The sequence below is a fragment of the Streptomyces sp. NPDC002886 genome, assembly GCF_042888445.1.
Classification (GTDB): Bacteria; Actinomycetota; Actinomycetes; order Streptomycetales; family Streptomycetaceae; genus Streptomyces.
The window spans coordinates 265,170-285,820 of sequence record NZ_JBIAPV010000003.1; the positions used below are offsets into that span (position 1 = coordinate 265,170).

Genomic DNA, 20,651 nt, shown 5'->3' on the forward strand with positions numbered 1-20,651 from the left:
CAGGGAACCCTGATGTCTGTACTGAACACTCCCCTCCACGAGCTCGACCCGGACGTCGCCGCCGCCGTCGACGCCGAACTCGTGCGCCAGCAGTCCACCCTGGAAATGATCGCGTCGGAGAACTTCGCTCCGGTCGCCGTCATGGAGGCCCAGGGCTCGGTCCTGACCAACAAGTACGCCGAGGGCTACCCCGGCCGCCGCTACTACGGCGGCTGCGAGCACGTCGACGTGGTCGAGCAGATCGCCATCGACCGCATCAAGGCGCTCTTCGGCGCCGAGGCCGCGAACGTGCAGCCCCACTCGGGCGCGCAGGCCAACGCGGCCGCGATGTTCGCGCTGATCAAGCCGGGCGACACGATCATGGGCCTGAACCTGGCCCACGGTGGTCACCTGACCCACGGCATGAAGATCAACTTCTCCGGCAAGCTCTACAACGTGGTCCCGTACCACGTCGACGAGACCGGCGAGGTCGACATGGCCGAGGTCGAGCGCCTCGCCAAGGAGTCCAAGCCGCAGCTGATCGTCGCGGGCTGGTCCGCCTACCCGCGCCAGCTGGACTTCGCCGCCTTCCGCCGCATCGCGGACGAGGTCGGCGCGTACCTGATGGTCGACATGGCGCACTTCGCCGGCCTGGTCGCCGCGGGTCTGCACCCGAACCCGGTGCCGCACGCCCACGTCGTCACCACCACCACGCACAAGACCCTCGGCGGTCCGCGCGGCGGTGTCATCCTGTCGACGCAGGAGCTGGCCAAGAAGATCAACTCCGCGGTCTTCCCGGGTCAGCAGGGCGGCCCGCTGGAGCACGTGATCGCGGCCAAGGCGGTCTCCTTCCTCGTGGCGGCCTCGCCCGAGTTCAAGGAGCGCCAGGAGCGCACCCTGGAGGGTGCGAAGATCCTCGCCGCCCGCCTGGTCCAGGACGACGTCAAGGCCGTGGGCGTGGACGTCCTCACCGGCGGCACCGACGTGCACCTGGTCCTGGTCGACCTGCGCAACTCCGAGCTGGACGGTCAGCAGGCCGAGGACCGCCTCCACGAGGTCGGCATCACGGTCAACCGCAACGCCATCCCGAACGACCCGCGGCCTCCGATGGTCACCTCGGGTCTGCGGATCGGTACGCCGGCGCTGGCCACCCGCGGTTTCGACGCCGAGGCCTTCACCGAGGTCGCCGAGATCATCGCGCAGGCGCTGAAGCCCGCCTACGACGCCGATGACCTGAAGGCGCGCGTCTCGGCGCTCGCCGCGAAGTTCCCGCTGTACCCGACGCTCTAGGCGCCGGCCTGAGAGGGCCCGGCCTTGTTTTGCACAGGGCCGGGCCTTCTTCATGACCAAAGCCCCAGGTGGAGGCGACCTAGTGCCACCGAATATTCCAATAGATGGCAAATAGGCTCCGGATAAAGGAAAGACCGCACCCCCTGGCAGGACGGACAGCACACCCCATGGACATGAGCGCAGCGAACAAGAAGGGACTCAGTCTCTTCGCCCTGATCATGATCGGCCTCGGCTCGATCTTCGGATCGGGGTGGCTCTTCGGCGCCGGCCAGGCGGCCGCCGTCGCAGGACCTGCGGCCATCGTCGCCTGGGTCATCGGTGCCGTCTTCATCGGCATGATCGCCATGTCCTACGCGGAGGTGGGCGCCGCCTACCCGCTGCCCGGCTCGATGGCCCGCTTCGGCACCATCTCGCACGGGCCGGTGCTCGGCTTCATCACCGGCTGGGCGGTCTGGATCGCCATCGCCGCGCTGATCCCGATCGAGTCCATCGCCGGTACGCAGTACATGTCCTCCTGGAACTTCGGCTGGGCCAAGGGCCTGGTCGAGAACGGCGGCCTGACCACCTCCGGCATGGCGATGGCGCTGTTCCTGACCGTGGCCCTGTGGCTGGCCTGCTACTGGTCGGTCGCGCTGCTCGCCAAGGCGAACAACCTCCTCACCCTGGTCAAGTTCGCCATCCCGGTGCTCGCCGTGATCGCCCTGATCGCCTCCGGCTTCCACACCGGCAACTTCACCGACCACGGCGGCTTCGCCCCCAACGGCTGGTCCGCCGTCATGACCGCCGTCACCACCTCCGGCGTGGTCTTCGCCTTCAACGGCTTCCAGGCCGTCGTCAACCTCGGCGGCGCCGCCAAGAACCCCGGCCGCGCCATTCCGCTGGCCCTGGTGGGCGCGCTCTCCCTCGGCCTGGTCATCTACCTGGCCCTGCAGATCGCCTTCATCGGCGGCGTCCCGCCGGAGAAGCTCGCCGAGGCCGGCGGCTGGAACGGCATCAACTTCTCCTCGCCGTTCGCCGACCTCGCCAAGATGCTGATGCTGCACTGGGTCGTCACGATGCTCCAGTTCGGTGCCTTCATCTCCCCGTCCGGCGCCAACATCGGCAACGTCGCCTCGGCCTCGTACATGGCGCAGAACCTCGCGGACACCGGCTTCTTCCCGAAGAAGATCCGCGAGGTCCACCCGAAGTACGGCACCGCGCGTCCCGCGATGTGGCTGAACCTCGGCTTCTCGGTCCTGCTGCTGGTCACCGTCGGCCACAGCTGGGAGGCCCTGGCCAGCGTGGTCTCCGCCGCGATGGTGGTCTCGTACCTGATCGGCCCGATCGCGGTCGGCGTCTTCCGCAAGACGAAGCCCGAGCTGCCGCGCCCCTTCCGCCTCCCGGCGGCGAGCATCCTCTGCCCGATCACCTTCGCCTTCGCCGCCTGCGCCCTGTACTGGTCCAAGTGGCCGGACACCGGCAAGGTGGTGCTGCTCACCCTGGTCGCCGCCCCGATCGCGGCCGTGGTGCTCAAGCGCAAGGGCGAGAAGGACCTGGCCAGGCAGTTCGCCCCGGCCTGGTGGATGATCGCCTTCCTGCTGTGGCTGGGCACGCTCTCCGCACTCGGCAGCAAGGAGTTCGGCGGCCACGGCATCATCCCCGGCGGCGTGGACATCGCCCTCGTGGGCGTCTCGGCCCTGGGCTTCTACTTCTGGGCCGTACGGTCCGGGGTCAAGGCCCACTACGCGGGCCTGCCGGGCCCGGACCCGGTCCTGGACGCCCCCGCCGGGGAGTCCGACGCCGCAGCCGCACCGGAGCGCGAACTGACCCACGCCTGAGCATTCCCTTCCCGACTCGTCCGGCGGCCGAGCTGTTCACCTCACCGCGTTAAGCTCGGCTGCCGGACAAAATCCGCAGATCACCCCTCTCCACCCCTCCTGCCCACGCTTCCCACCCACGAGCAGACATAGGAGTCCGCAACCGTGGCCATCTCCGTCTTCGATCTCTTCTCGATCGGCATCGGTCCCTCTTCCTCCCACACCGTCGGACCGATGCGCGCCGCGCGCATGTTCGTGACCCGGCTCAAGAAGGACGGCGTCCTCGCGCAGACAGCTTCGGTGCGCGCTGAGCTCTTCGGCTCGCTGGGCGCCACCGGCCACGGCCACGGCACCCCCAAGGCGGTGCTGCTGGGCCTGGAGGGCCACTCGCCCCGCACCGTGAACGTGGAGACCGCCGACGCCGAGGTCGAGCGCATCCGCCAGAGCGGCCGCCTGCGCCTGCTGGGCACCGAAATAGGTGACGGCCACGAGATCGACTTCGACGAGCCGAACCAGCTGATCCTGCACCGCCGGCGTTCGCTCCCGTACCACGCGAACGGCATGACGCTCTTCGCGTACGACGAGACCGGCAACCCGCTGCTGGAGAAGACCTACTACTCGGTCGGCGGCGGCTTCGTCGTGGACGAGGACGCGGTCGGCGAGGACCGGATCAAGCTCGACGACACCCCGCTGAAGTACCCCTTCCGCAGCGGTGACGAGATGCTGCGCCTCGCGAACGAGACCGGCCTGTCGATCTCCTCGATGATGCTGGAGAACGAGAAGGCCTGGCGCACCGAGGACGAGATCCGCGAGGGTCTGCTGGAGATCTGGCGCGTCATGCAGGCCTGCGTCTCGCGCGGCATGTCCCGCGAGGGCATCCTCCCCGGCGGCCTGCGGGTCAAGCGCCGGGCCGCCTCCACGGCGCGCCAGCTGCGCACCGAGGGCGACCCGATGATGCACCGCAGCGAGTGGGCGACCATCTACGCGATGGCGGTCAACGAGGAGAACGCGGCCGGCGGCCGGGTCGTCACCGCCCCGACGAACGGCGCGGCGGGGGTCCTGCCCGCGGTCCTGCACTACTACATGAACTTCGTGCCGGGCGCCGACGAGGACGGCGTGGTCCGCTTCCTCCTCGCGGCGGGCGCGATCGGCATGCTCTTCAAGGAGAACGCCTCGATCTCCGGCGCCGAGGTCGGCTGCCAGGGCGAGGTCGGCTCGGCCTGCTCGATGGCGGCGGGCGCGCTGGCCGAGGTCCTGGGCGGCACCCCGGAGCAGGTCGAGAACGCGGCCGAGATCGGCATGGAGCACAACCTCGGCCTGACCTGCGACCCGGTCGGCGGCCTCGTGCAGATCCCGTGCATCGAGCGCAACGGCATGGCGGCGGTCAAGGCCGTCACCGCGGCCAAGATGGCGATGCGCGGCGACGGCAGCCACAAGGTCTCCCTCGACAAGGTCATCAAGACCATGAAGGAGACGGGCGCCGACATGAAGGTCAAGTACAAGGAAACGGCCCGCGGCGGCCTGGCGGTCAACGTCATCGAATGCTGACCCGCCCTCCCGCGTAACCCCGCTGAACGCCGATGGGGCGTGACTCTTCGAGTCACGCCCCATCGGCGTTCGGCAACTTCGCCACCTTCCCCTGCGCGGCAGCCTGAGCCACCAGCACCCCCGCGTAACCCACGCGCATCCATGGGTGGGTTACGCCAGTAACTTCGTTCGAGATTGGGTGGGATGTGAGGTTTGACGGGTAGTTGATCACGCTTGAGGGGGAACAAGGCGGTCTGGGCTGGTTTCTTGATGATCACCTGCGCCAGGGTGGGGGCACGACGTCGCGTCCACACCCCCGGCGGTCGGCCAACCGTCTTGGACCACAGCCGTTTTGCTTAACTGGAGGACTTGAATCATGGCAAGCACCCGCAGCATCCGCCTGATGGCGGCCGCCGCATCGCTCCCCCTCGCCTTCGCGCTCCTCTCGGGCGTCGCCCAGGCCGACAACGGGGCCGGTGCGGCCGGGACCGCGTCGAACGCGGCCCTCGCCGGGGTCCTCGGCAGCGGGGTCGGCGGCAGCAACGCCGGCAACTCCTCCACCGCCCAGCAGGTCGCCTCGGGCTTCGGCGCCTCCAACCAGAACAACGGCGCCCAGGCCAACGGTTCGGGCTTCACCGCGATCGGCCAGTCCAACTCGCACGAGTCCTTCATCTACAACCCCCTCCCGTAGTTCCGGCCGGGGCCCCGCCCCGGTCGCGCACGCCCTTCCACCGAGCCCCTCCCTCCCCCCGGAGGGCGGGGCTCGGCGCGTCGGGCGAAGAGGGGTCGAGCGGCCCGGACGAAGGGGACCTTCGGCCACGGATGGGCGGCCCGGGGGTGGGCTAGCTTGCCCAAGTGGGCCTGCCGCACGTGCGCCGGCGGGACCCCACCCCGAGAGAGAGGCGCCCCGCATGACCGGCACCGAACACCGCGTCCTCCCGCTCCGCCTGGAGGCCGCGCCCGCGCCCGTCCCGGTCCGGGGCGTCTTCGTGTACCGCAGCGACCGGCCCTACGAGATCTCCCTCGACTTCGAGGGTGCCGGGATGCACCTCGCCCACTGGGTCTTCTCCCGGGAGCTGCTGCTCGACGGCCAGGTCTGCGCCACCGGCGAGGGCGACATCCAGGTGTGGCCGCGCTGGAAGGGCACCGAGCCGCGGGTGTTCCTCGCCTTCAGCAACGGCGCGCAGTCCTGTGTGGTGTCCGCCCGCGCCAAGGACGTACAGGCGCTGTGCCGCCGGATGACCGAGCTGGTGCCGCGCGGCCGGGAACGCCTGTACTACGACCTCGACGCCGAACTGAGCGCCCTCCTGCCCAGCTGAACCGGCCGAGCCGACTGAACCGGCCGAACCCGGTGGACCCGGTGCAACCACGGCCGTACCGGGCGCGTCTTCACGGATGACATCGTTCCCCGTCTCTCGGAATCGAGGGGACGCCATGAACCGTCCACGCCGCCGGCAGGCCACCGCACTGGGGTTGGGCACACTGCTCGCCGCCACTCTGGCCTTCGCCGCACCGGCCTCCGCCGCAGCCACGACCGCAAAGCCGGCCACACCCACCACCACCGCCACTCCGCTCGTCGTCAATGCCCGCTGGGGCGGTCACTGCACGTACGACCGGGTGGTCGTCGACCTGCAGGGATACGTACCCGAGGTCACCGTGACCCCCGTCCCGAAGCTGGTCTACGACGGGTCCGGCAAGCCCGTCCCGCTGGCCGGGCGGTACTTCCTGGAGATCCGCCTGCACCCCGCCGCCGGACACGACGAAGCGGGCAACAACGTCTACGCCGGGCCCAAGCTCGTCAAGATCTACCTGCCCAAGCTGAAGGGCCTCGCCCTCACCGGCGACTACGAGGGGTACGTCACCCTCGGCGCCGCCTTCGACACCAAGCCCGCCTACACCTCGTTCAAGCTGCACGCCCCGGAGCGCTTCGTCCTGGACGTCGCGCACCCGAACGTCTGCTGAACGCGCACCCGCCGGCGGGAGACGGGGCCCGGCCGCTACCGGTGCTCGGGGTTCGGGAAGTCGAAGCGGCAGCCCGCGTCCCACAGTGAGCGCTGGTTGCCGTGCGCCGGCATCCCGCCGGACCGCTTGAGCAGGGCGGCCAGATGCATGAGGTTCCAGCTCATGAAGGTCGTGTTCCGGTTGGTGAAATCGTTCTCGGGACCGCCGGATCCGGGGTCCAGGTAGGAGGGCCCGGGTCCGGCCTCGCCGATCCATCCGGCGTCGGCCTGCGGGGGGATCGCGTAGCCGAGGTGCTGGAGGCTGTAGAGGATGTTCATGGCGCAGTGCTTGACGCCGTCCTCGTTGCCGGTGATCAGCGCCCCGCCCACGCGCCCGTAATAGGCGTACTGGCCCTGGTCGTTCAGGATCGAGGAGCAGGCGTAGAGCCGCTCGATGACCTGCTTCATCACCGAGCTGTTGTCCCCGAGCCAGATCGGGCCGCACAGCACCAGGATGTCGGCGTCCATGATCTGGCTGTAGAGCACCGGCCACTGATCCTCGTCCCAGCCGTGGTCGGTCATGTCGGGCCAGACACCGGTCGCGATGTCGTGGTCGACGGCCCGGATGAGCGAGGTCCGGACCCCGGCCGCCTCCATCACCGCGCGGCTCTTCCCGATCAGGCCCTCGGTGTTGCTGGGCTCGGGCGATCGCTTGAGCGTGCAGTTGACGTACACGGCGGTCAGGTCGGAGTAGTCGAGGTCCTGCGCGGGGTCGGTAGCCACCCGTCCAGCCTCGCCGGAGCCCGACAGCCCCGCCACCGGGCCGCGCCCGTCCGGGCGCAGCACGGGTAGGGGCCGACAGGTCGATCTGCCCCTGGGTGATCAGCGAGCCGATCCGCTGGTCTCCGCCGAGCGGGCCGCTGCGCAGCGGGGCGACGTCCAGGCCGAGCCGCCGGTTGATCAGGGTGCCGGTGGTGCCGGTTCCGTAGAGCCGGTGGTGCCGGTTCCGTAGAGCCGGTGCGGCTTGAGCTCGGCGGCCTTGCGGTCCGTCCAGGCGAGCGGGTCGGCTTCCTTGCGCGCGTCGTGGGCGACCAGGGCGATGCCGCGCGGGCGGTCGCTGCAGCCGCTCGCCGCGGTGAGCCAGGTCGGGTCGGCCAGCGGGTAGAGGTGCACGGCGGCGGCACGCAGCTCCTCGCGGCTGATCGAGCCGTCGCCGTCCGCGTCGACCCGGTCGAAGGAGAGGGAGTCGAGCGACCCGTCGAGACCGATCGCCCCGAACAGGCGCTCGTACTCGGCGCGGTCGATGCGGCCGTAGCCGTCCCGGTCGAGGGCGTAGGCGAGGGCGTCGAGGGCCCGCAGGGTGGACTCGCGGAAGTAGCGGTCGCCGTCGAAGGCGTGGCGCGCGGCCGCCGCGACGAACTCCTGCTCGCTGATCCGCCCGCCCCGGTCGGTGTCCGGGGCGCCTTGCAGCTGCGTCCACAGCTCGGAGCAGGCGTCGTGGAGGGCGGCCCCGCGGCGGGTGTCTCCCGGCTCGGTGAGCCACTCGGCGAGGCGGCCGGCGTAGGCGATGAGGTCCTCGCGGCCGAGGTGTCCGCCCCCGTCCAGGTCCTACGTACGGAATAGCGCGGCGACGCACGGCAGCCAGTCTTCGGCGGTCACGGACATGAGGAACTCCCTTTTCAGGTGGGGCTATTGAGGCAGATAGTGGCGGCGTGGACACATGGCGTGACACACAAGCGGAATCCGGTCGCCGCCCGGCGCGATTGGGGCGGGTTGTTCCCGGTCCGTGCGGCCGACTAGGGTCAGCGGGCCTTGGTGTTCGGGAAACCGGTGGGAAACCGGTGCGGCCCTCGCCACTGTGATCGGGAAGTCCGGCTCCACTCCTGCGGGAAAGCCACTGGGCTGCGCGGGAGGTTCCGCGCTGCCCGGGAAGGCGGGGCATGGACGTCAACCCGTGAGCCAGGAGACCGGCCGGGGTGCGTTGTCCATCCACGAGGTGCTGGAGAGGTCTCCTACCCATGCATATAGCCGAGGGGTTCCTGCCCCCTTTGCACGCGGTCGCCTGGGGCGCCGCGTCCGCCCCCTTCGTCGTCCACGGCGTCCGCGCGCTCACCCGAGAGGTGAAGGCCAACCCGGAGAGCACGCTGCTGCTCGGGGCGTCCGGGGCCTTCACCTTCGTCCTGTCCGCCCTGAAGATCCCGTCGGTGACCGGCAGTTGCTCGCACCCCACGGGCACCGGGCTCGGGGCGATCCTGTTCCGGCCGCCGATCATGGCGGTGCTGGGCACGATCACCCTGCTGTTCCAAGCCCTGCTGCTGGCGCACGGCGGGCTCACCACCCTCGGCGCCAACGTCTTCTCGATGGCCATCGCCGGCCCGTGGGCGGGCTACGCCGTCTACCGGCTGCTGCGCACGTCCGGGCTCCCGCTGATGGTGACCGTCTTCTTCGGCGCCTTCTTCGCCGACCTGATCACCTACTGCGTCACCAGCGTGCAGCTCGCCCTGGCCTTCCCCGACCCGGCCTCCGGTTTCGCGGGCTCGCTCGCGAAGTTCGGGGGGATCTTCGCCGTCACGCAGATCCCGCTGGCCGTGAGCGAGGGGCTGCTGACCGTCCTGGTGATGCGGCTGCTGATGGCGTCGAGCAAGTCGGAGCTGGTCAGGCTGGGTGTCGCGAAGCTGACGGCCACCCGTACCGGTACCGATACCGCCACCGAAGAGAAGGCGGCGGCCTGATGAGCGGCATGTCCAAGAACACGAAGATCAACGGCCTGCTGCTGCTCCTGGTGGCGGCGCTGGCCGTGCTGCCGATCGCCCTGGGGCTGGGCGAGGGCAAGGAGGAGCCCTTCGCGGGCGCCGACGCGCAGGCGGAGGCCGCCATCACCGAGCTGAAGCCGGATTACGAGCCCTGGTTCTCCCCTCTCTACGAACCCCCCTCCGGCGAGGTCGAGTCCGCGCTGTTCGCCCTGCAGGCGGCACTGGGCGCGGGCGTGCTCGCGTACTACTTCGGCGTCCGCAAGGGCCGCCGCCAGGGGGCCGCTGCCGCCGCCGCTGCCGCCACCACCTCCGCCGCCACCGGCCCGGAGGCCTAGGCGGTGCTGCCGATCGACGTGGCCGCGCACGGCAGTCGCTGGCGCGGCCGGCACCCGCTGGAGAAGGCCCTGCTCGGGGTCGGGCTGACGGTCACCGCCGTGTGCCTGCCGCCCTGGCCCGGCGGGCCGCTGGTGGCCGCCGCCACCCTCGCCGTGCTGCTCGGCCCGGCCGGAGTGGCCGGCCGGCAGCTCTGGCGGGCCTTCCGGATCCCGCTCGGCTTCTGCTTCACCGGGGCGCTGCCGCTGCTGTTCGCGGTCGGCGGCCCGACGGGGCCGGTCTCCCTGGCCCCCGACGGCCCCCGGACCGCCGCCGAACTGCTGCTGCGCACCTCGGCGGCCTCGCTCGGACTGCTGCTGTTCGCGTTCACCACCCCGGTCTCCGACGTCCTGCCCCGGCTGGTCCGGGCCGGGGTCCCGGCCCCGGTGGTGGACGTGGCCCTGGTCATGTACCGGATCGGCTTCCTGCTGCTCGATTCCATGGCCCAGGTCCGCCGGGCCCAGGCGGCCCGGCTCGGGCACACCGGCCGGGCGGCGGTGTGGCGTTCCCTGGCGGGGCTCGCCGCCACCTCCTTCGTACGGGCCTTCGACCGCGCGGCCAAGCTCCAGGCGGGGCTGGCCGGACGCGGCTACGACGGCGCCCTGCGGGTCCTCGTACCGGAGGCGGCCCTGTCGTGGCGCTTCCTGACGGCCACCGCGGGCCTGCTGGCGGTCCTGATCACCCTGACCCTCACCCTGAAGGGGCTCTTCCTGTGAACCCGGTGGCCACCCCCCTGATCGAGCTGTCCGGCGCGGGCTACGCCTACGAGGACGGCCCGGCGGTCCTGACCGGCGTCGACTTCGCCATCGTGCCGGGCCGGGCGCTGGCCCTGCTGGGCCGCAACGGCAGCGGCAAGACCACGCTGATGCGGCTGCTCAGCGGCGGCCTGCGGCCCGGCGCGGGATCGCTGCGGCTGGACGGCACGGAGGTCTCGTACGACCGGGCCGGGCTGACCCGGCTGCGCACGTCCGTCCAGCTCGTGGTGCAGGACCCCGACGACCAGCTGTTCGCGGCCTCGGTCGAGCAGGACGTGTCCTTCGGCCCGATGAACCTGGGGCTCCCCGCTCCGGAGGTCCGCGCCCGCGTGGACTCGGCCCTCGCCGCCCTGGACATCACCCCGCTCCGGGACCGCCCCACCCACCTGCTCTCCTACGGTCAGCGCAAGCGCGCGGCGATCGCCGGGGCGGTGGCGATGGCTCCGCGGGTGCTGATCCTGGACGAGCCGACGGCCGGGCTCGACCCGGACGGCCAGGAGCGGCTCCTCGACGTCCTGGCGGGCCTGCGCGCTGCCGGCACGACGGTGGTGATGGCCACCCACGACGTGGACCTGGCGGTCCGCTGGGCCGACGACGCGGCGGTCCTGACCCCGACGGGCATCCGCTTCGGCCCGGCCGAAGCCCTCCTCTCGGACCCGTCCCTCCTCACCTCGGCGGGCCTGCGCCCGGCCTGGTCCCCGGCGGTGGCCGCGCTGTTGCGGGCCCACGGACTGCTGGCGGCGGACGCCCCGGGACCCCGCAATCCGGAGGCGCTGGCCGCGTGGCAGTAGGTAGGTTGCCCGTCCATGCAGACGCTGAAGGCAACCTCGGAGCCGCAGTCCCTGTTCTGGGCGGGCCGGGAGGGCGCGGACCTCGTCGACCCGGTCGGCGGCTTCCGCCGCTGGACCCCGGACGGCCGGGAGCACCCGGCTCGCCGCCCGGCCTCCCCCGCGTACGACCGCGCGGTGCGCTCCCCTTCGGGGCGCTGGACGGTGCTCTACGAGGAGCGCGGCACCAGGGCCGTCCTGCTGGACGGCGAGCGGATCGCGCGCGAGCTGCCACGGGGTGACAACCTCCCCGAGGACTACGACCACGCGGTGGCCCTCGGCGCGCTGCCGGACGGCCGTGAAGTGCTCGTGAGCTGCCCGGAGGAGTACGACGTCCTCGAGGTCGAGGACGTCTCCACGGGCGAACGGCTCACCACCGGCGAGCGCACCACCCCCGGTACGTTCCAGTCGCGGCTCTCCGTCTCCCCCGACGGCCGCAAGCTCCTGGTGGCCGGCTGGGTATGGCACCCCTTCGGGGTCGCCAACGTCTACGACCTGGCGGCCGCGTTCGCCGACGCGACCGCCTTGGACCGGGACGGGGACCTCCTGGGCCCGACGGCCCTTTACGCCGAGGTCGGCTCCGCCTGCTGGCTCGACGCGGACCGGGTCGCCGTCTCGGGGACCGGCGAGGGCCCGGGGGACGAGGAGGCCTCCACCCTCCAGGACGGGCAGCTCGGCGTGTGGTCGTGCCGGGACGGCCGCTGGCTGTACCGCAGCGCCGGAGCGGGCGGCTGGGGAACCCTGGTCGCGTGCGGCGGGAACCTGGTGGTCTCGCTGACCGGGCACCCCCGGCTGGTCGACGCCACTACGGGCCGCGTCCTGCGGCAATGGCCGGAGATCGGCGTGCGGCACCGGGACGGGGCCTACGGGGTCACCGACACTCCCTCCGCCGTCACCGCCCTCCACCCCGACGGGACCCGTCTCGCGGTGGCCCTGGAGACCGGCATCGCGGTCCTCGATCTCCCGCAAACCTAGGATGGCCGCATGTCGCTCCCGCACGCCATCCTCACCGCCCTGCTCGAGAAGCCCTCGTCGGGGCTGGAGCTGACCCGGCGGTTCGACAAGTCGATCGGGTACTTCTGGTCCGCGACGCACCAGCAGATCTACCGGGAGCTCGGCCGGCTGGAGGAGGCCGGGCTGATCCGGGCGCTGCCCAGCGAGGGGCCCGTACGGGGGCAGAAGAAGGAGTACGAGGTGCTGCCCGCCGGGAACGGGGAGCTGGCGCGGTGGGTCGGGGAGCGTCAGGATCCCAAGCCGGTGCGGGATCCCCTGCTGCTGCGGATCCGGGCGGCCGCGGTCGTGGGGCCGCAGGGCCTGGCCGCGGAGCTGCGGCGGCACCTGGAGCTGCACCGGGCCCAGTTGGCCGTGTACGAGGGCATCGAGGAGAAGGACTTCCCGGCCGGCCGGGACTCCGACGAGGACCGGCTGCGGCGTGTCGTGCTGCACGCGGGAACCGGGCTGGAGACCTTCTGGCTGCGCTGGCTGGAGGAGGCCCTCGCCGAGGTCGAGGGCATGGCCGGCGGGACCGGTCGGCAGACCTGACGCGCACCCCCGGCCCGGCAGGGGGCCAGGGGGCAGCGCGGGGGCTTACTTGTTCAGGGAGGCCCAGAACTCGTCGAAGCTCAGCAGGCCGTCGTCGTTGGAGTCCTTCGCGGCGATCACGGCCTCCGCGACCGGGCCGGTGACGAACGGGTCGCCCATCGCCGCCATCGCCGAACGGAACTCGTCGGCCGTCACGAAGCCGTCACCGTTCACGTCGAACTTGCCGAACGTCGTCCGTGCGCTCTCGATGTCCGCCACTGGGTCCACCCCTTCTTGGTGCTTGTTGACCGGCTCAGGGTAGCGGCATGCCCGCCCCCCTCACGCCCCGGGTCCCGTTCGAGCGGCAGATAGAAATTCAATTACTCTTCCGTAGTGCGGAAGCGATAATTCCAGCCAACAATTCAAGCCCCCACTTGTCACGCTCCGGGACCACCGCATAACGTAGCGACATTGCCGCCACACCGGGAGCGCAGGGCTCCCAGGGACAAGCGGCAACAAGGGCGATCACACAGGTGACGATCACAGCTGACGCATCATTCGAAGTTCTGCCCTTCACCCGCACTTGCCACCACATCTGGGAAGACGGCGACCATGTGCTCATCGGAGTGAGTCCCGGAAACAGCTACTTCAGCTCCGAGCGCATAACCAGCCTCGCCCGATGGGCCACGACCCGCTTCGCACAGGTCGACTTCGTCTACGCAGACCTCCACGTGGACAGGATGTTCGCCGCCTTCGGCTACACCCGGGAACACGCGGAGAAGCGTGCGACGAAGGAAATCAAGGCAGTCCGGCGAAGGATTCTGAAGGGTGTGGAGGAATCAGGACCTCCGCACGCCGAGATCCGAGTGAGGGCACTGTCGGAGTTCCAGGAGAACCCCGTCTACCAACTTCTGCACCGGCGCGTGCTCCATTTCCTGGAGACCGACGGGGAATTCCGTAAGGGCTGCGAGGAAATGGCCCTGCACTTTGTCGGTTCCAAGTTGCCGGAAGGTGAATCAATCACCGACGCACAGTTGCAGGTGTGTTTCGATTACATGGCAGCCGAGCTGCCGTTCTTCATCGACACCCCGAGCATTCTCGACGTGCCGTCCTCCGTGGCGGCCTACCACGTCAAGATGCCGATGACCGACCTCCTGTTCGCGCGCGGTGGGGGACTGCGCGCGACGAGGAACCAGGCATACGCCGTGGTGCGCCCCGAGGCGGGCGAAATGGTACGGGGCAACCCGAACCACCCGAACACGAGCACGCACACGAACGCGCACACCGCACCAACCGAAGGGACCGTCGATGAGCGTCGAGCAGCTTGAGGCCCGTTCCGACCAGGGGGGCGGACAGACCACCGAACCCCTCATCGACTTCCCCCTCTCGCGGCGCGGTGACGTGCTCCCCGAGGAGTGCACCTGGCTGCGCGAGAAGGCGCCCGTCGCGAAGGTCCGCACCCTCACCGGGGACCCGGCCTGGCTGGTGAGCAGCTACGCGCTGGCCAAGCAGGTGCTGGAGGACGAGCGCTTCAGCCTCAAGGACACGGCCAACGCCGGCGTCCCGCGCCAGTACGCCCTGACGATCCCGCCCGAGGTCGTCAACAACATGGGCAACATCAACAGCGCCGGACTGCGCAACGCGGTCATGAAGGCGCTCAACCCGCGCCAGAAGGGCCTGCAGGACCGGCTGCGCGCCACGGCCGGCGAGCTCATCGACCAGCTCCTCGCCGAAGGGGGGCCCGCCGACCTGCGGGCCGGCTTCGCCGATCCCTTCTCGGCGGCCATGCACTGCCAGGTGCTGGGCGTGCCGTTCGAGGACTGGCGCCGGCTGATGTCGGGGCTGGACGTCGCGTTCATGACCGCACGCGAACCGTTCGCCGACTCCGCGCTCAACTGGTACAAGGACGTCGGTTACTTCGAGCAGCAGTTGAAGGCGCAGCTGGCGCTTCCTGCCGAGGAGCGTACGGGGCTCCTCGGCAAGTTCGCCGAGCTGAAGGAGGCCGACCCGGAGTCGGCCCACCTGACCGACGACATGTTCGCCACCGTCGCCGTCTCGCTGTTCGGGGCCGGCGCCGTCTCCACCTCCGCGTTCCTGACCCTGGCGGTCTTGGCGCTGCTGCAGAAGCCCGAGCTCATCGGGTACCTGCGCAAGCACCCGGAGCGCATGGGCAAGGCCGTGGACGAGCTGCTCCGCTGGAACCTGTCCGTCGGCGACGGCCTGCCGCGCATCGCGATGGCGGACATCCAGGTCGGGGACGTACTGGTCAAGGAGGGCGAGCTGGTGCTGGTCCTGCTGGAGGGGGCCAACTTCGACCCCGAGGCCTTCGAGAACCCCGACGAGCTGGACCTGGAGCGCGAGAGCTCCCACGCCCATCTCGCCTTCGGCGCCGGCCGGCACTTCTGCCCGGCTTCCGCGCTGGGCCGGGCGCACGCCGAGATCGCGCTGGAGGTGCTGGTCGAGCGGCTGCCCGAGCTGCGTCTCGCGGTGCCGGCGGAGAACCTCGTGTGGCGGACCGGCTTCATCAAGCGCCTTCCCGAGCGGCTCCCCGTCGCCTGGTGAGGAGGCGGTGGTGAGCGGTCCGAAGTGCCCCGGGAGCTGTGCGAGCTCCCGGGGCACACCCGTCTCCTACGCGCTCGCGCGCTCGGGGCCTACCGGAAGATGCCGGTGTGGCCGAGGGAGTAGCGGCCGGGCTGCGGGTAGACGGCGAGGCCGTGCGGGCCGCCGCCCACCGGGATCTTGGCGAGCTGCTTGCCGGTGGTGGTGTCGATGGCGTAGACCTCGGAGTTGTAACGGCCCGAGAGCCACAGCACCTTGCCGTCGGCGGAGACGCCGCCCATGTCGGGGCTGCCGCCGTCGGGCAGCTCCCACTTCTTGGTCAGCTTGTTCTGCGTGAAGTCGAAGACGGAGACGGACCCCTCGCCCCGGTTGGAGACGTACATCTCCTTGGAGTCGCGGCTGACGTACAGGCCGTGGCAGCCCTTTCCGGTGGGCAGCAGCTTGGGGGTCTCGAACTTGTCGCCGCCGAGCACCCACATGCCGTGCGCCATCATGTCCGCGACGTAGAAGGTCTTTCCGTCCGGCGAGACCTTGACGTCCTGCGGCATCGCGCCCTCGAAGGGGAGCTTCTGCTGGCCGACGACCTCCATCTTCTCGGTGTCGACCTTGAGCAGTTCGCCGGAGAACTCGCAGCTCACGATGAAGTAGCGGCCGTCCGCGGAGAAGTCCGCGTGGTTGACGCCGAAGCAGGTCACCGGGACGGTCTTCACGCGGTCCATCGTGTGCGGATCGCGGAAGACCAGCTCCTTGTCCATGGAGGCCATGACCACCGCGTACTTGCCGTTGGGCGTGAAGTACAGGTTGTACGGGTCGTGCACCTCCACGGGCTTGCCGGCCTCGCCGGTGGCCGGGTTGATCGGGGTGAGCGTGTGGCCCCGGTTGTTGTTGACCCAGAGGGTCTTCATGTCCCAGGACGGGACCACGTGCTGGGGCTGGATGCCGACCGGGATGGTGTCGATGACCTTGTACGTGACCGGGTCGATGACGGACACCGTGTTGGAGCTGGTGTTCGGCACGTAGACGCGGGACGGGAAGTCCTTGACCACCGGGGAGAGCTTGTTCGGCCGGTCGGCCGCGTAGACGTCGTTCGGATCGAGGAGCGGCGGCATGCCGGCGAGGCCCGGCGGCACGGCGGGCACGGCCTTGGCGGGCACGGCGGGCCCCTTCGTGCCGAGCGCCTCGGCGGGTCCCTTGTCGGCCGCTCCGCAGCCGGCGAGGGCGGCGAGGACCAGGCCGGCCAGCAGCGCGGTGGCCTTCCGGGGAAGGCGGGTGGTCGTCATGGGGTCAGCAGCTCCGTGGTGGTCACCGCGCGCAGTTTGCGGCGTGCGAGTTCTTCGAGGAGGGGCGGCATCGCGTCGACCGTGTCCGCGTAGCCGAAGTGCAGGCTCACCACCGATCCGGCTTGGATCGGGCCGATGACGGTGCGGACGACGGTCGCGGCACCGGGCGAGGTGAAGTCGAGGGAGTCCACGTCGTACGAGAGGACGTGCGGGTAGCCCGCCCGCTGGGCCAGTTTTCGCACCAGGGGGGCGGCGTACTGGGTCTGGGACGGGCGGAACCAGGTGCCGATGGATCCGGTCAGCCGTTTGAGCCGGTCGGCGCAGCCGGTGATCTCGGCGTACGCCTGCTCCTCGGGCAGGGTGTTGATCGCGAGGTGGCGCTGGGTGTGGTTGCCGAGCTCGTGGCCGCCGTCCAGGATCCGGCGGGCCATCTCCGGGTGGGCGTCGAGCCAGGCGCCGATGGCCAGGACGGTGACCCGCGCGCCCGCCCGCTCCGCCTCGGCGAGCACCGCCTTGGCGATGGCGGGGTCGCCGTTGCCGTGGAAGGTGAGCGCGACGCCGGACCCGCCGCGGGGACCGTGCCCGATCTCCACGGGCTGACCGGCGAACCGGCGCGGGGCGGGGGCCGCCTTCGCGGGAGCGGCCTTGCCCGGGGCCGCCTTGTCCGGGGCCGCCGGTCTGTCCGGGGCGGCCTTCGCCGGGGCCGCGGGGCCGACGGGGGCACTACAGGCGGCGGCGAGGGCGCCGGCGGCGACCGCCGCGCCGGCACGGAGAGCGGATCGGCGGTCCGGGTAGCAGAGCACCCGCCCATTTAAGGGGCGGATGCCCGTCTAGCTATTGATTGACCCAATTCAGGACCTTCGGCCGAACCGGTGCCACCCGGCGACCATCCGCTATGTGATCAACGATTCACTCACAGCAGTTGATATTTATGCGCTAATTACGAGGTCGGTGGGCCATCTCACCTAAGATTTAGGTAGAAAGTCTTAGGATATGCACACTTATGTCCAACTTGGGACTTTTGGCATTTGGTCCCTCGTCTGCCATAGTCGGAACCACGGCTTCCCGTTGACCCGAGCGAAGTCCCTGCCGAGGATCACACCCCCTTCGATCCTCGGCACCCCCATGAAACCCCCGCAGCGCCCCACAACGGCGACAGGGGGTTTCTGGCGTTCAGGGGCCCTGGCGGTCGGCGACCCGCATCTCGAACCAGGTGATCTTTCCGCGCGGCAGCAGGTCCGCGCCCCAGCGGTCCGAGAGCTTGTCGACGAGGAACAGCCCCCGCCCGGTGGTGTCCATCTCGTGCACCGGCATCAGGCAGGGCAGCCCGCGCGAGGGGTCGCGCACCTCCACGCGGATCCAGCCGCGCCGCCTGAGCATGCGTAAACCGAAGGAACGGGCTCCGGTGTGCCGGACGGCGTTGCCCACGAGCTCCGAGACCAGCAGGACCGTGTGCTCGGCGATCTGCGGTGACAGCCCCCACAGGCGCACGACCACGCACTGCGTCAGCCGGCGGGCGGTGCTCGCCGACTCGGGCATCGAGGGCAGCGTCACCTCCGCCTCGGCCGGGTTTCCGTACAACTCCAGCGCTTTGAGGCCCAGTTCGTCCTCAAGGGCCGCCGTGAGCCGTACGGCGGAAGCGCTACTGCGCTGCCGCGGCTGTTCCACACCCTCCAGACCCGCCATGCACCCATCATGGAGGGCCACCCGGGCCGTTCGGGCCGTTCCGCAGGAAAAGACCCCCCGGGATCGTCGATCCCGGGGGGCCCTCCTGGCATATGCAATCGGCAACTCGGGGGTCGCCAGACGCCCCTGACCTGCGGTGACACACCGCAAACCGATGATCACCCTGAGTGGATCACCGGCTCCTCTTAAGGCTGCCTTAAGGCCTGGCTAATCCACCCGCAGGGAGGATCCCCCCGCGGCCTAGAGGAACTTCGCCTTCCCGGGACCCTCCTCGACGAAGCTGCGCATCCCGCGCTCGCGATCCTCGGTGGCGAACAGGCCCGCGAACCAGCCCCGTTCGATGGTCAGCCCGGTGTCGATGTCGGTCTCCAGCCCCGCGTCCACGCACTCCTTGGCGGCGCGCAGCGCGAGGGCCGGGCCCTGCGCGAGCTTCGCGGCCCACGCGTGCGCCTGCTCGTAGACCTCGGCGGCCGGGACCACGCGGTCCACGAGGCCGAGGGCCAGCGCCTCGTCGGCCTTGACCATGCGGCCGGTGAAGATGAGGTCCTTGGCCTTGGAGGGGCCGATCAGCCGGGACAGCCGCTGGGTGCCGCCCGCGCCGGGGATCAGGCCGAGCAGGATCTCGGGCTGGCCGAGCTTCGCGTTGTCTCCGGCGATGCGGTAGTCCGCGCACAGGGCCAGCTCGCAGCCGCCGCCCAGCGCGTAGCCGGTGACGGCCGCGACCACGGGCTTGGGGATCTTGGCCACGGCGGTGAAGGCGTCCTGCAGTCCGCGGGACCGGGCGACCATGGCCGCGTGGTCCATCGTCTGCATCTCCTTGATGTCCGCGCCTGCCGCGAACACCTTCTCACCGCCGTAGATGACGACCGTACGGACGTCGGCCCGGTCGGTCGCCTCCACGGCGAGCTCGCGCAGCCGGTCCTGGGTGGCGATGTCCAGGGCGTTCATGGGCGGCCGGTCCAGCCGGATGACGCCGACACCTTCGGAGACTTCGAGAGAGATGGTCATACGGGGAAGGTTAGCGCCGGTTAACGCAAGGTGGCCCGGTGCTGTGGGTCACAGCACCGGGCCACCGGAACTACGGAGTGCGTGTTCCTACTTGATCCAGTCCGCCCAGTCCATGTTCCAGCCGTTGAGGCCGTTGTCGGGGGCGACGGTCTTGTCCTTGGAGTTCTTCACGATGACCACGTCACCGATGATCGACTCGTTGAAGAACCAGGCCGCGGGCTGGCTGCCGTCACCGGCGCCGCGGACGTCCTTCAGGCCCACGCAGCCGTGGCTGACGTTCTCTGAGCCGAACGTGCCCGACGAGGCCCAGTAGTTGCCGTGGACGAAGGTGCCGGAGGTGGTCAGCCGCATCGCGTGCGGGACGTCGGAGATGTCGTACTCCCCGCCGAAGCCGACGGTGGCGCCGTTCATCCGGGTCACCTTGTACTTCTCGCTGATGACCATCTGCCCGTTGTACGTGGTGTTCGCGGGGGCGCCGGCGGTGATCGGGATGTTCTTGAGCACCGCGCCGTCGCGGACCACGCTCATCTGGTGCTCGGCGGCATCGACGGTGGTGACCTGGGAGCGGCCGACCTTGAAGGTGACCGTACGGGTCTGCTTGCCGTAGACCCCCGGGCGGCCTTCGACTCCGTCGAGCTCCAGCTTCAGGGTGACCTTGGTGCCCGCGGCCCAGTACTTCTCGGGGCGGAAGTCCAGGCGGTCGTTGCCGAACCAGTGGCCCTCGACCGGCACGGCCGGATCGGCCGTCACCGTGATGGCCTTCTCGACGGCCTCGGGGTTGGTGATGCCGCGGGAGAAGTTGATCGAGACCGGCATCCCCACGCCGACCGTCGATCCGTCTTCGGGGGTGTACTGGCCGATGAAGGTGTTGGCGGGCGTGAGCGTCGTGAAAGTGGTGTCCTTCGCGGACTCGCGGCCGGCCTCGTCCTTGGCCACCGCGTGCACCTTGTACTCGGTGGCGGAGGCGAGGTTGCGGGCGGGCTCCCAGCTCGCGCCGTCCGCGGCGAGCTTGCCCTCCACCGCGTTGCCCTTGGTGTCGGCGACCGTCACCGTGGTGAGCTTGCCGCCGGTGCTGGTTATCTTGAGGATGCCGCTGGTGGCGACCTCCTTGGCCCCGTCGTCCGGCTTGACGCTCACGACGGCCTTCGACGCCTCGGTACCGGTCGTACCGGTCAGCCCGTCTCCGCCACCGCTCCCGCCGTCGCCACCCGCGTTTCCGCCACCGCTGCACGCGCTGGTGAACAGCAGGGCCGCGCCCAGCAGAAGGGCCGGCAGGCCGGTGCGGGCGCGGCCGCGTATCGGCTGCAGGTTCACTCTTGTTCTCCCCATGTCCCCCGCGCGCGGACAGTCGCGCGCTT

23 protein-coding genes and 1 riboswitch are annotated in these 20,651 nt (G+C 70.4%); of the genes, 15 read left to right on the forward strand and 8 right to left on the reverse strand.

Features of this window, described 5'->3' with window-relative positions; translation table 11 throughout:
- Nucleotides 1-12: 12 nt before the first annotated feature.
- The 6 genes from glyA to ACFYYB_RS13455 all read left to right on the forward strand — a co-directional run bounded on the left by glyA (nt 13) and on the right by ACFYYB_RS13455 (nt 6,554).
- Nucleotides 13-1,269, forward strand: a complete 1,257-nt coding sequence (gene glyA, locus ACFYYB_RS13430; RefSeq protein ID WP_266881241.1) for a serine hydroxymethyltransferase — start codon at nt 13-15, stop codon at nt 1,267-1,269.
- A 167-nt stretch (nt 1,270-1,436) separates the two neighbouring features.
- Nucleotides 1,437-3,086 (forward strand): APC family permease, encoded by a 1,650-nt coding sequence (locus ACFYYB_RS13435; RefSeq protein ID WP_389435298.1) that lies wholly within the window; start codon nt 1,437-1,439, stop codon nt 3,084-3,086.
- 144 nt (nt 3,087-3,230) lie between these two features.
- Nucleotides 3,231-4,613 (forward strand): L-serine ammonia-lyase, encoded by a 1,383-nt coding sequence (locus tag ACFYYB_RS13440; protein ID WP_327304425.1) that lies wholly within the window; start codon nt 3,231-3,233, stop codon nt 4,611-4,613.
- A gap of 355 nt (nt 4,614-4,968) precedes the next feature.
- Entirely contained in the window at nt 4,969-5,283 is a 315-nt protein-coding gene (locus ACFYYB_RS13445) for a hypothetical protein (protein WP_327304429.1), read from the forward strand.
- A gap of 220 nt (nt 5,284-5,503) precedes the next feature.
- A complete protein-coding gene (locus ACFYYB_RS13450; RefSeq protein WP_389435300.1) occupies nt 5,504-5,911 on the forward strand; it encodes an SsgA family sporulation/cell division regulator in 408 nt (135 codons plus the stop codon).
- Between the two features lie 115 nt (nt 5,912-6,026).
- The gene (locus ACFYYB_RS13455) at nt 6,027-6,554 is read left to right on the forward strand and encodes a hypothetical protein (protein ID WP_389435302.1); all 528 of its coding nucleotides are present in this window, start codon (nt 6,027-6,029) and stop codon (nt 6,552-6,554) included.
- Between the two features lie 35 nt (nt 6,555-6,589).
- Here ACFYYB_RS13455 and ACFYYB_RS13460 read toward each other — a convergent pair whose 3' ends face one another.
- Both ACFYYB_RS13460 and ACFYYB_RS13465 read right to left on the reverse strand, forming a co-directional pair.
- Nucleotides 6,590-7,315: a flavodoxin family protein gene (locus ACFYYB_RS13460; RefSeq protein ID WP_389435304.1), complete on the reverse strand. Its 726-nt coding sequence runs from the start codon at nt 7,313-7,315 to the stop codon at nt 6,590-6,592.
- Between the two features lie 177 nt (nt 7,316-7,492).
- Nucleotides 7,493-7,813 carry a hypothetical protein gene (locus ACFYYB_RS13465; RefSeq protein ID WP_389436186.1) on the reverse strand — a complete coding sequence of 107 codons (321 nt, stop codon included), beginning with the start codon at nt 7,811-7,813 and terminating at the stop codon, nt 7,493-7,495.
- Here ACFYYB_RS13465 and ACFYYB_RS13470 point away from each other — a divergent pair.
- The 7 genes from ACFYYB_RS13470 (at nt 7,700) to ACFYYB_RS13500 (ending at nt 12,781) form a co-directional block, all read left to right on the forward strand.
- A complete protein-coding gene (locus ACFYYB_RS13470; protein WP_389435306.1) occupies nt 7,700-8,155 on the forward strand; it encodes a hypothetical protein in 456 nt (151 codons plus the stop codon). The two genes, ACFYYB_RS13465 and ACFYYB_RS13470, sit on opposite strands and share 114 nt — an antisense overlap.
- Before the next feature lie 173 nt (nt 8,156-8,328).
- A riboswitch (cobalamin riboswitch) is annotated at nt 8,329-8,523 on the forward strand.
- Nucleotides 8,524-8,550: 27 nt separating this feature from the next.
- Nucleotides 8,551-9,264 carry an energy-coupling factor ABC transporter permease gene (locus tag ACFYYB_RS13475; protein ID WP_389435308.1) on the forward strand — a complete coding sequence of 238 codons (714 nt, stop codon included), beginning with the start codon at nt 8,551-8,553 and terminating at the stop codon, nt 9,262-9,264.
- Between the two features lie 8 nt (nt 9,265-9,272).
- A complete protein-coding gene (locus tag ACFYYB_RS13480) occupies nt 9,273-9,620 on the forward strand; it encodes an energy-coupling factor ABC transporter substrate-binding protein (RefSeq protein WP_389436187.1) in 348 nt (115 codons plus the stop codon).
- Between the two features lie 3 nt (nt 9,621-9,623).
- On the forward strand, nt 9,624-10,373 hold the full coding sequence (gene cbiQ / locus ACFYYB_RS13485; protein ID WP_389435309.1) for a cobalt ECF transporter T component CbiQ: 750 nt from the start codon (nt 9,624-9,626) through the stop codon (nt 10,371-10,373).
- Nucleotides 10,374-10,378: 5 nt separating this feature from the next.
- Nucleotides 10,379-11,203 carry an energy-coupling factor ABC transporter ATP-binding protein gene (locus tag ACFYYB_RS13490; RefSeq protein ID WP_389435311.1) on the forward strand — a complete coding sequence of 275 codons (825 nt, stop codon included), beginning with the start codon at nt 10,379-10,381 and terminating at the stop codon, nt 11,201-11,203.
- Between the two features lie 15 nt (nt 11,204-11,218).
- Nucleotides 11,219-12,214: a hypothetical protein gene (locus tag ACFYYB_RS13495; protein ID WP_389435313.1), complete on the forward strand. Its 996-nt coding sequence runs from the start codon at nt 11,219-11,221 to the stop codon at nt 12,212-12,214.
- Between the two features lie 9 nt (nt 12,215-12,223).
- A complete protein-coding gene (locus ACFYYB_RS13500) occupies nt 12,224-12,781 on the forward strand; it encodes a PadR family transcriptional regulator (RefSeq protein ID WP_389435315.1) in 558 nt (185 codons plus the stop codon).
- A gap of 45 nt (nt 12,782-12,826) precedes the next feature.
- Here the strand turns inward: ACFYYB_RS13500 and ACFYYB_RS13505 are convergent, their stop codons facing one another.
- Nucleotides 12,827-13,039: an EF-hand domain-containing protein gene (locus ACFYYB_RS13505; protein WP_327304439.1), complete on the reverse strand. Its 213-nt coding sequence runs from the start codon at nt 13,037-13,039 to the stop codon at nt 12,827-12,829.
- Between the two features lie 254 nt (nt 13,040-13,293).
- Between ACFYYB_RS13505 and ACFYYB_RS13510 the strand changes: the two genes are divergently transcribed.
- Both ACFYYB_RS13510 and ACFYYB_RS13515 read left to right on the forward strand, forming a co-directional pair.
- On the forward strand, nt 13,294-14,088 hold the full coding sequence (locus ACFYYB_RS13510; protein WP_389435317.1) for a tRNA-dependent cyclodipeptide synthase: 795 nt from the start codon (nt 13,294-13,296) through the stop codon (nt 14,086-14,088).
- Nucleotides 14,069-15,322 carry a cytochrome P450 gene (locus tag ACFYYB_RS13515; RefSeq protein ID WP_389435319.1) on the forward strand — a complete coding sequence of 418 codons (1,254 nt, stop codon included), beginning with the start codon at nt 14,069-14,071 and terminating at the stop codon, nt 15,320-15,322. The genes ACFYYB_RS13510 and ACFYYB_RS13515 overlap by 20 nt, the downstream gene beginning before the upstream one ends.
- 89 nt (nt 15,323-15,411) lie before the next feature.
- Here ACFYYB_RS13515 and ACFYYB_RS13520 read toward each other — a convergent pair whose 3' ends face one another.
- The 5 genes from ACFYYB_RS13520 to ACFYYB_RS13540 all read right to left on the reverse strand — a co-directional run bounded on the left by ACFYYB_RS13520 (nt 15,412) and on the right by ACFYYB_RS13540 (nt 20,622).
- A complete protein-coding gene (locus ACFYYB_RS13520; RefSeq protein WP_389435321.1) occupies nt 15,412-16,599 on the reverse strand; it encodes a YncE family protein in 1,188 nt (395 codons plus the stop codon).
- Nucleotides 16,596-17,402 (reverse strand): polysaccharide deacetylase family protein, encoded by an 807-nt coding sequence (locus tag ACFYYB_RS13525; protein ID WP_389435323.1) that lies wholly within the window; start codon nt 17,400-17,402, stop codon nt 16,596-16,598. Before ACFYYB_RS13525 ends, ACFYYB_RS13520 begins: the two co-directional genes overlap by 4 nt.
- Nucleotides 17,403-17,772: 370 nt before the next feature.
- The gene (locus tag ACFYYB_RS13530) at nt 17,773-18,285 is read right to left on the reverse strand and encodes an ATP-binding protein (RefSeq protein WP_389435324.1); all 513 of its coding nucleotides are present in this window, start codon (nt 18,283-18,285) and stop codon (nt 17,773-17,775) included.
- Nucleotides 18,286-18,525: 240 nt separating this feature from the next.
- Entirely contained in the window at nt 18,526-19,293 is a 768-nt protein-coding gene (locus ACFYYB_RS13535) for an enoyl-CoA hydratase-related protein (protein WP_327304445.1), read from the reverse strand.
- An 87-nt stretch (nt 19,294-19,380) separates the two neighbouring features.
- Nucleotides 19,381-20,622, reverse strand: coding sequence for an Ig-like domain-containing protein (locus ACFYYB_RS13540; protein ID WP_389435326.1), 1,242 nt, complete (start codon nt 20,620-20,622; stop codon nt 19,381-19,383).
- Nucleotides 20,623-20,651: the final 29 nt, after the last annotated feature.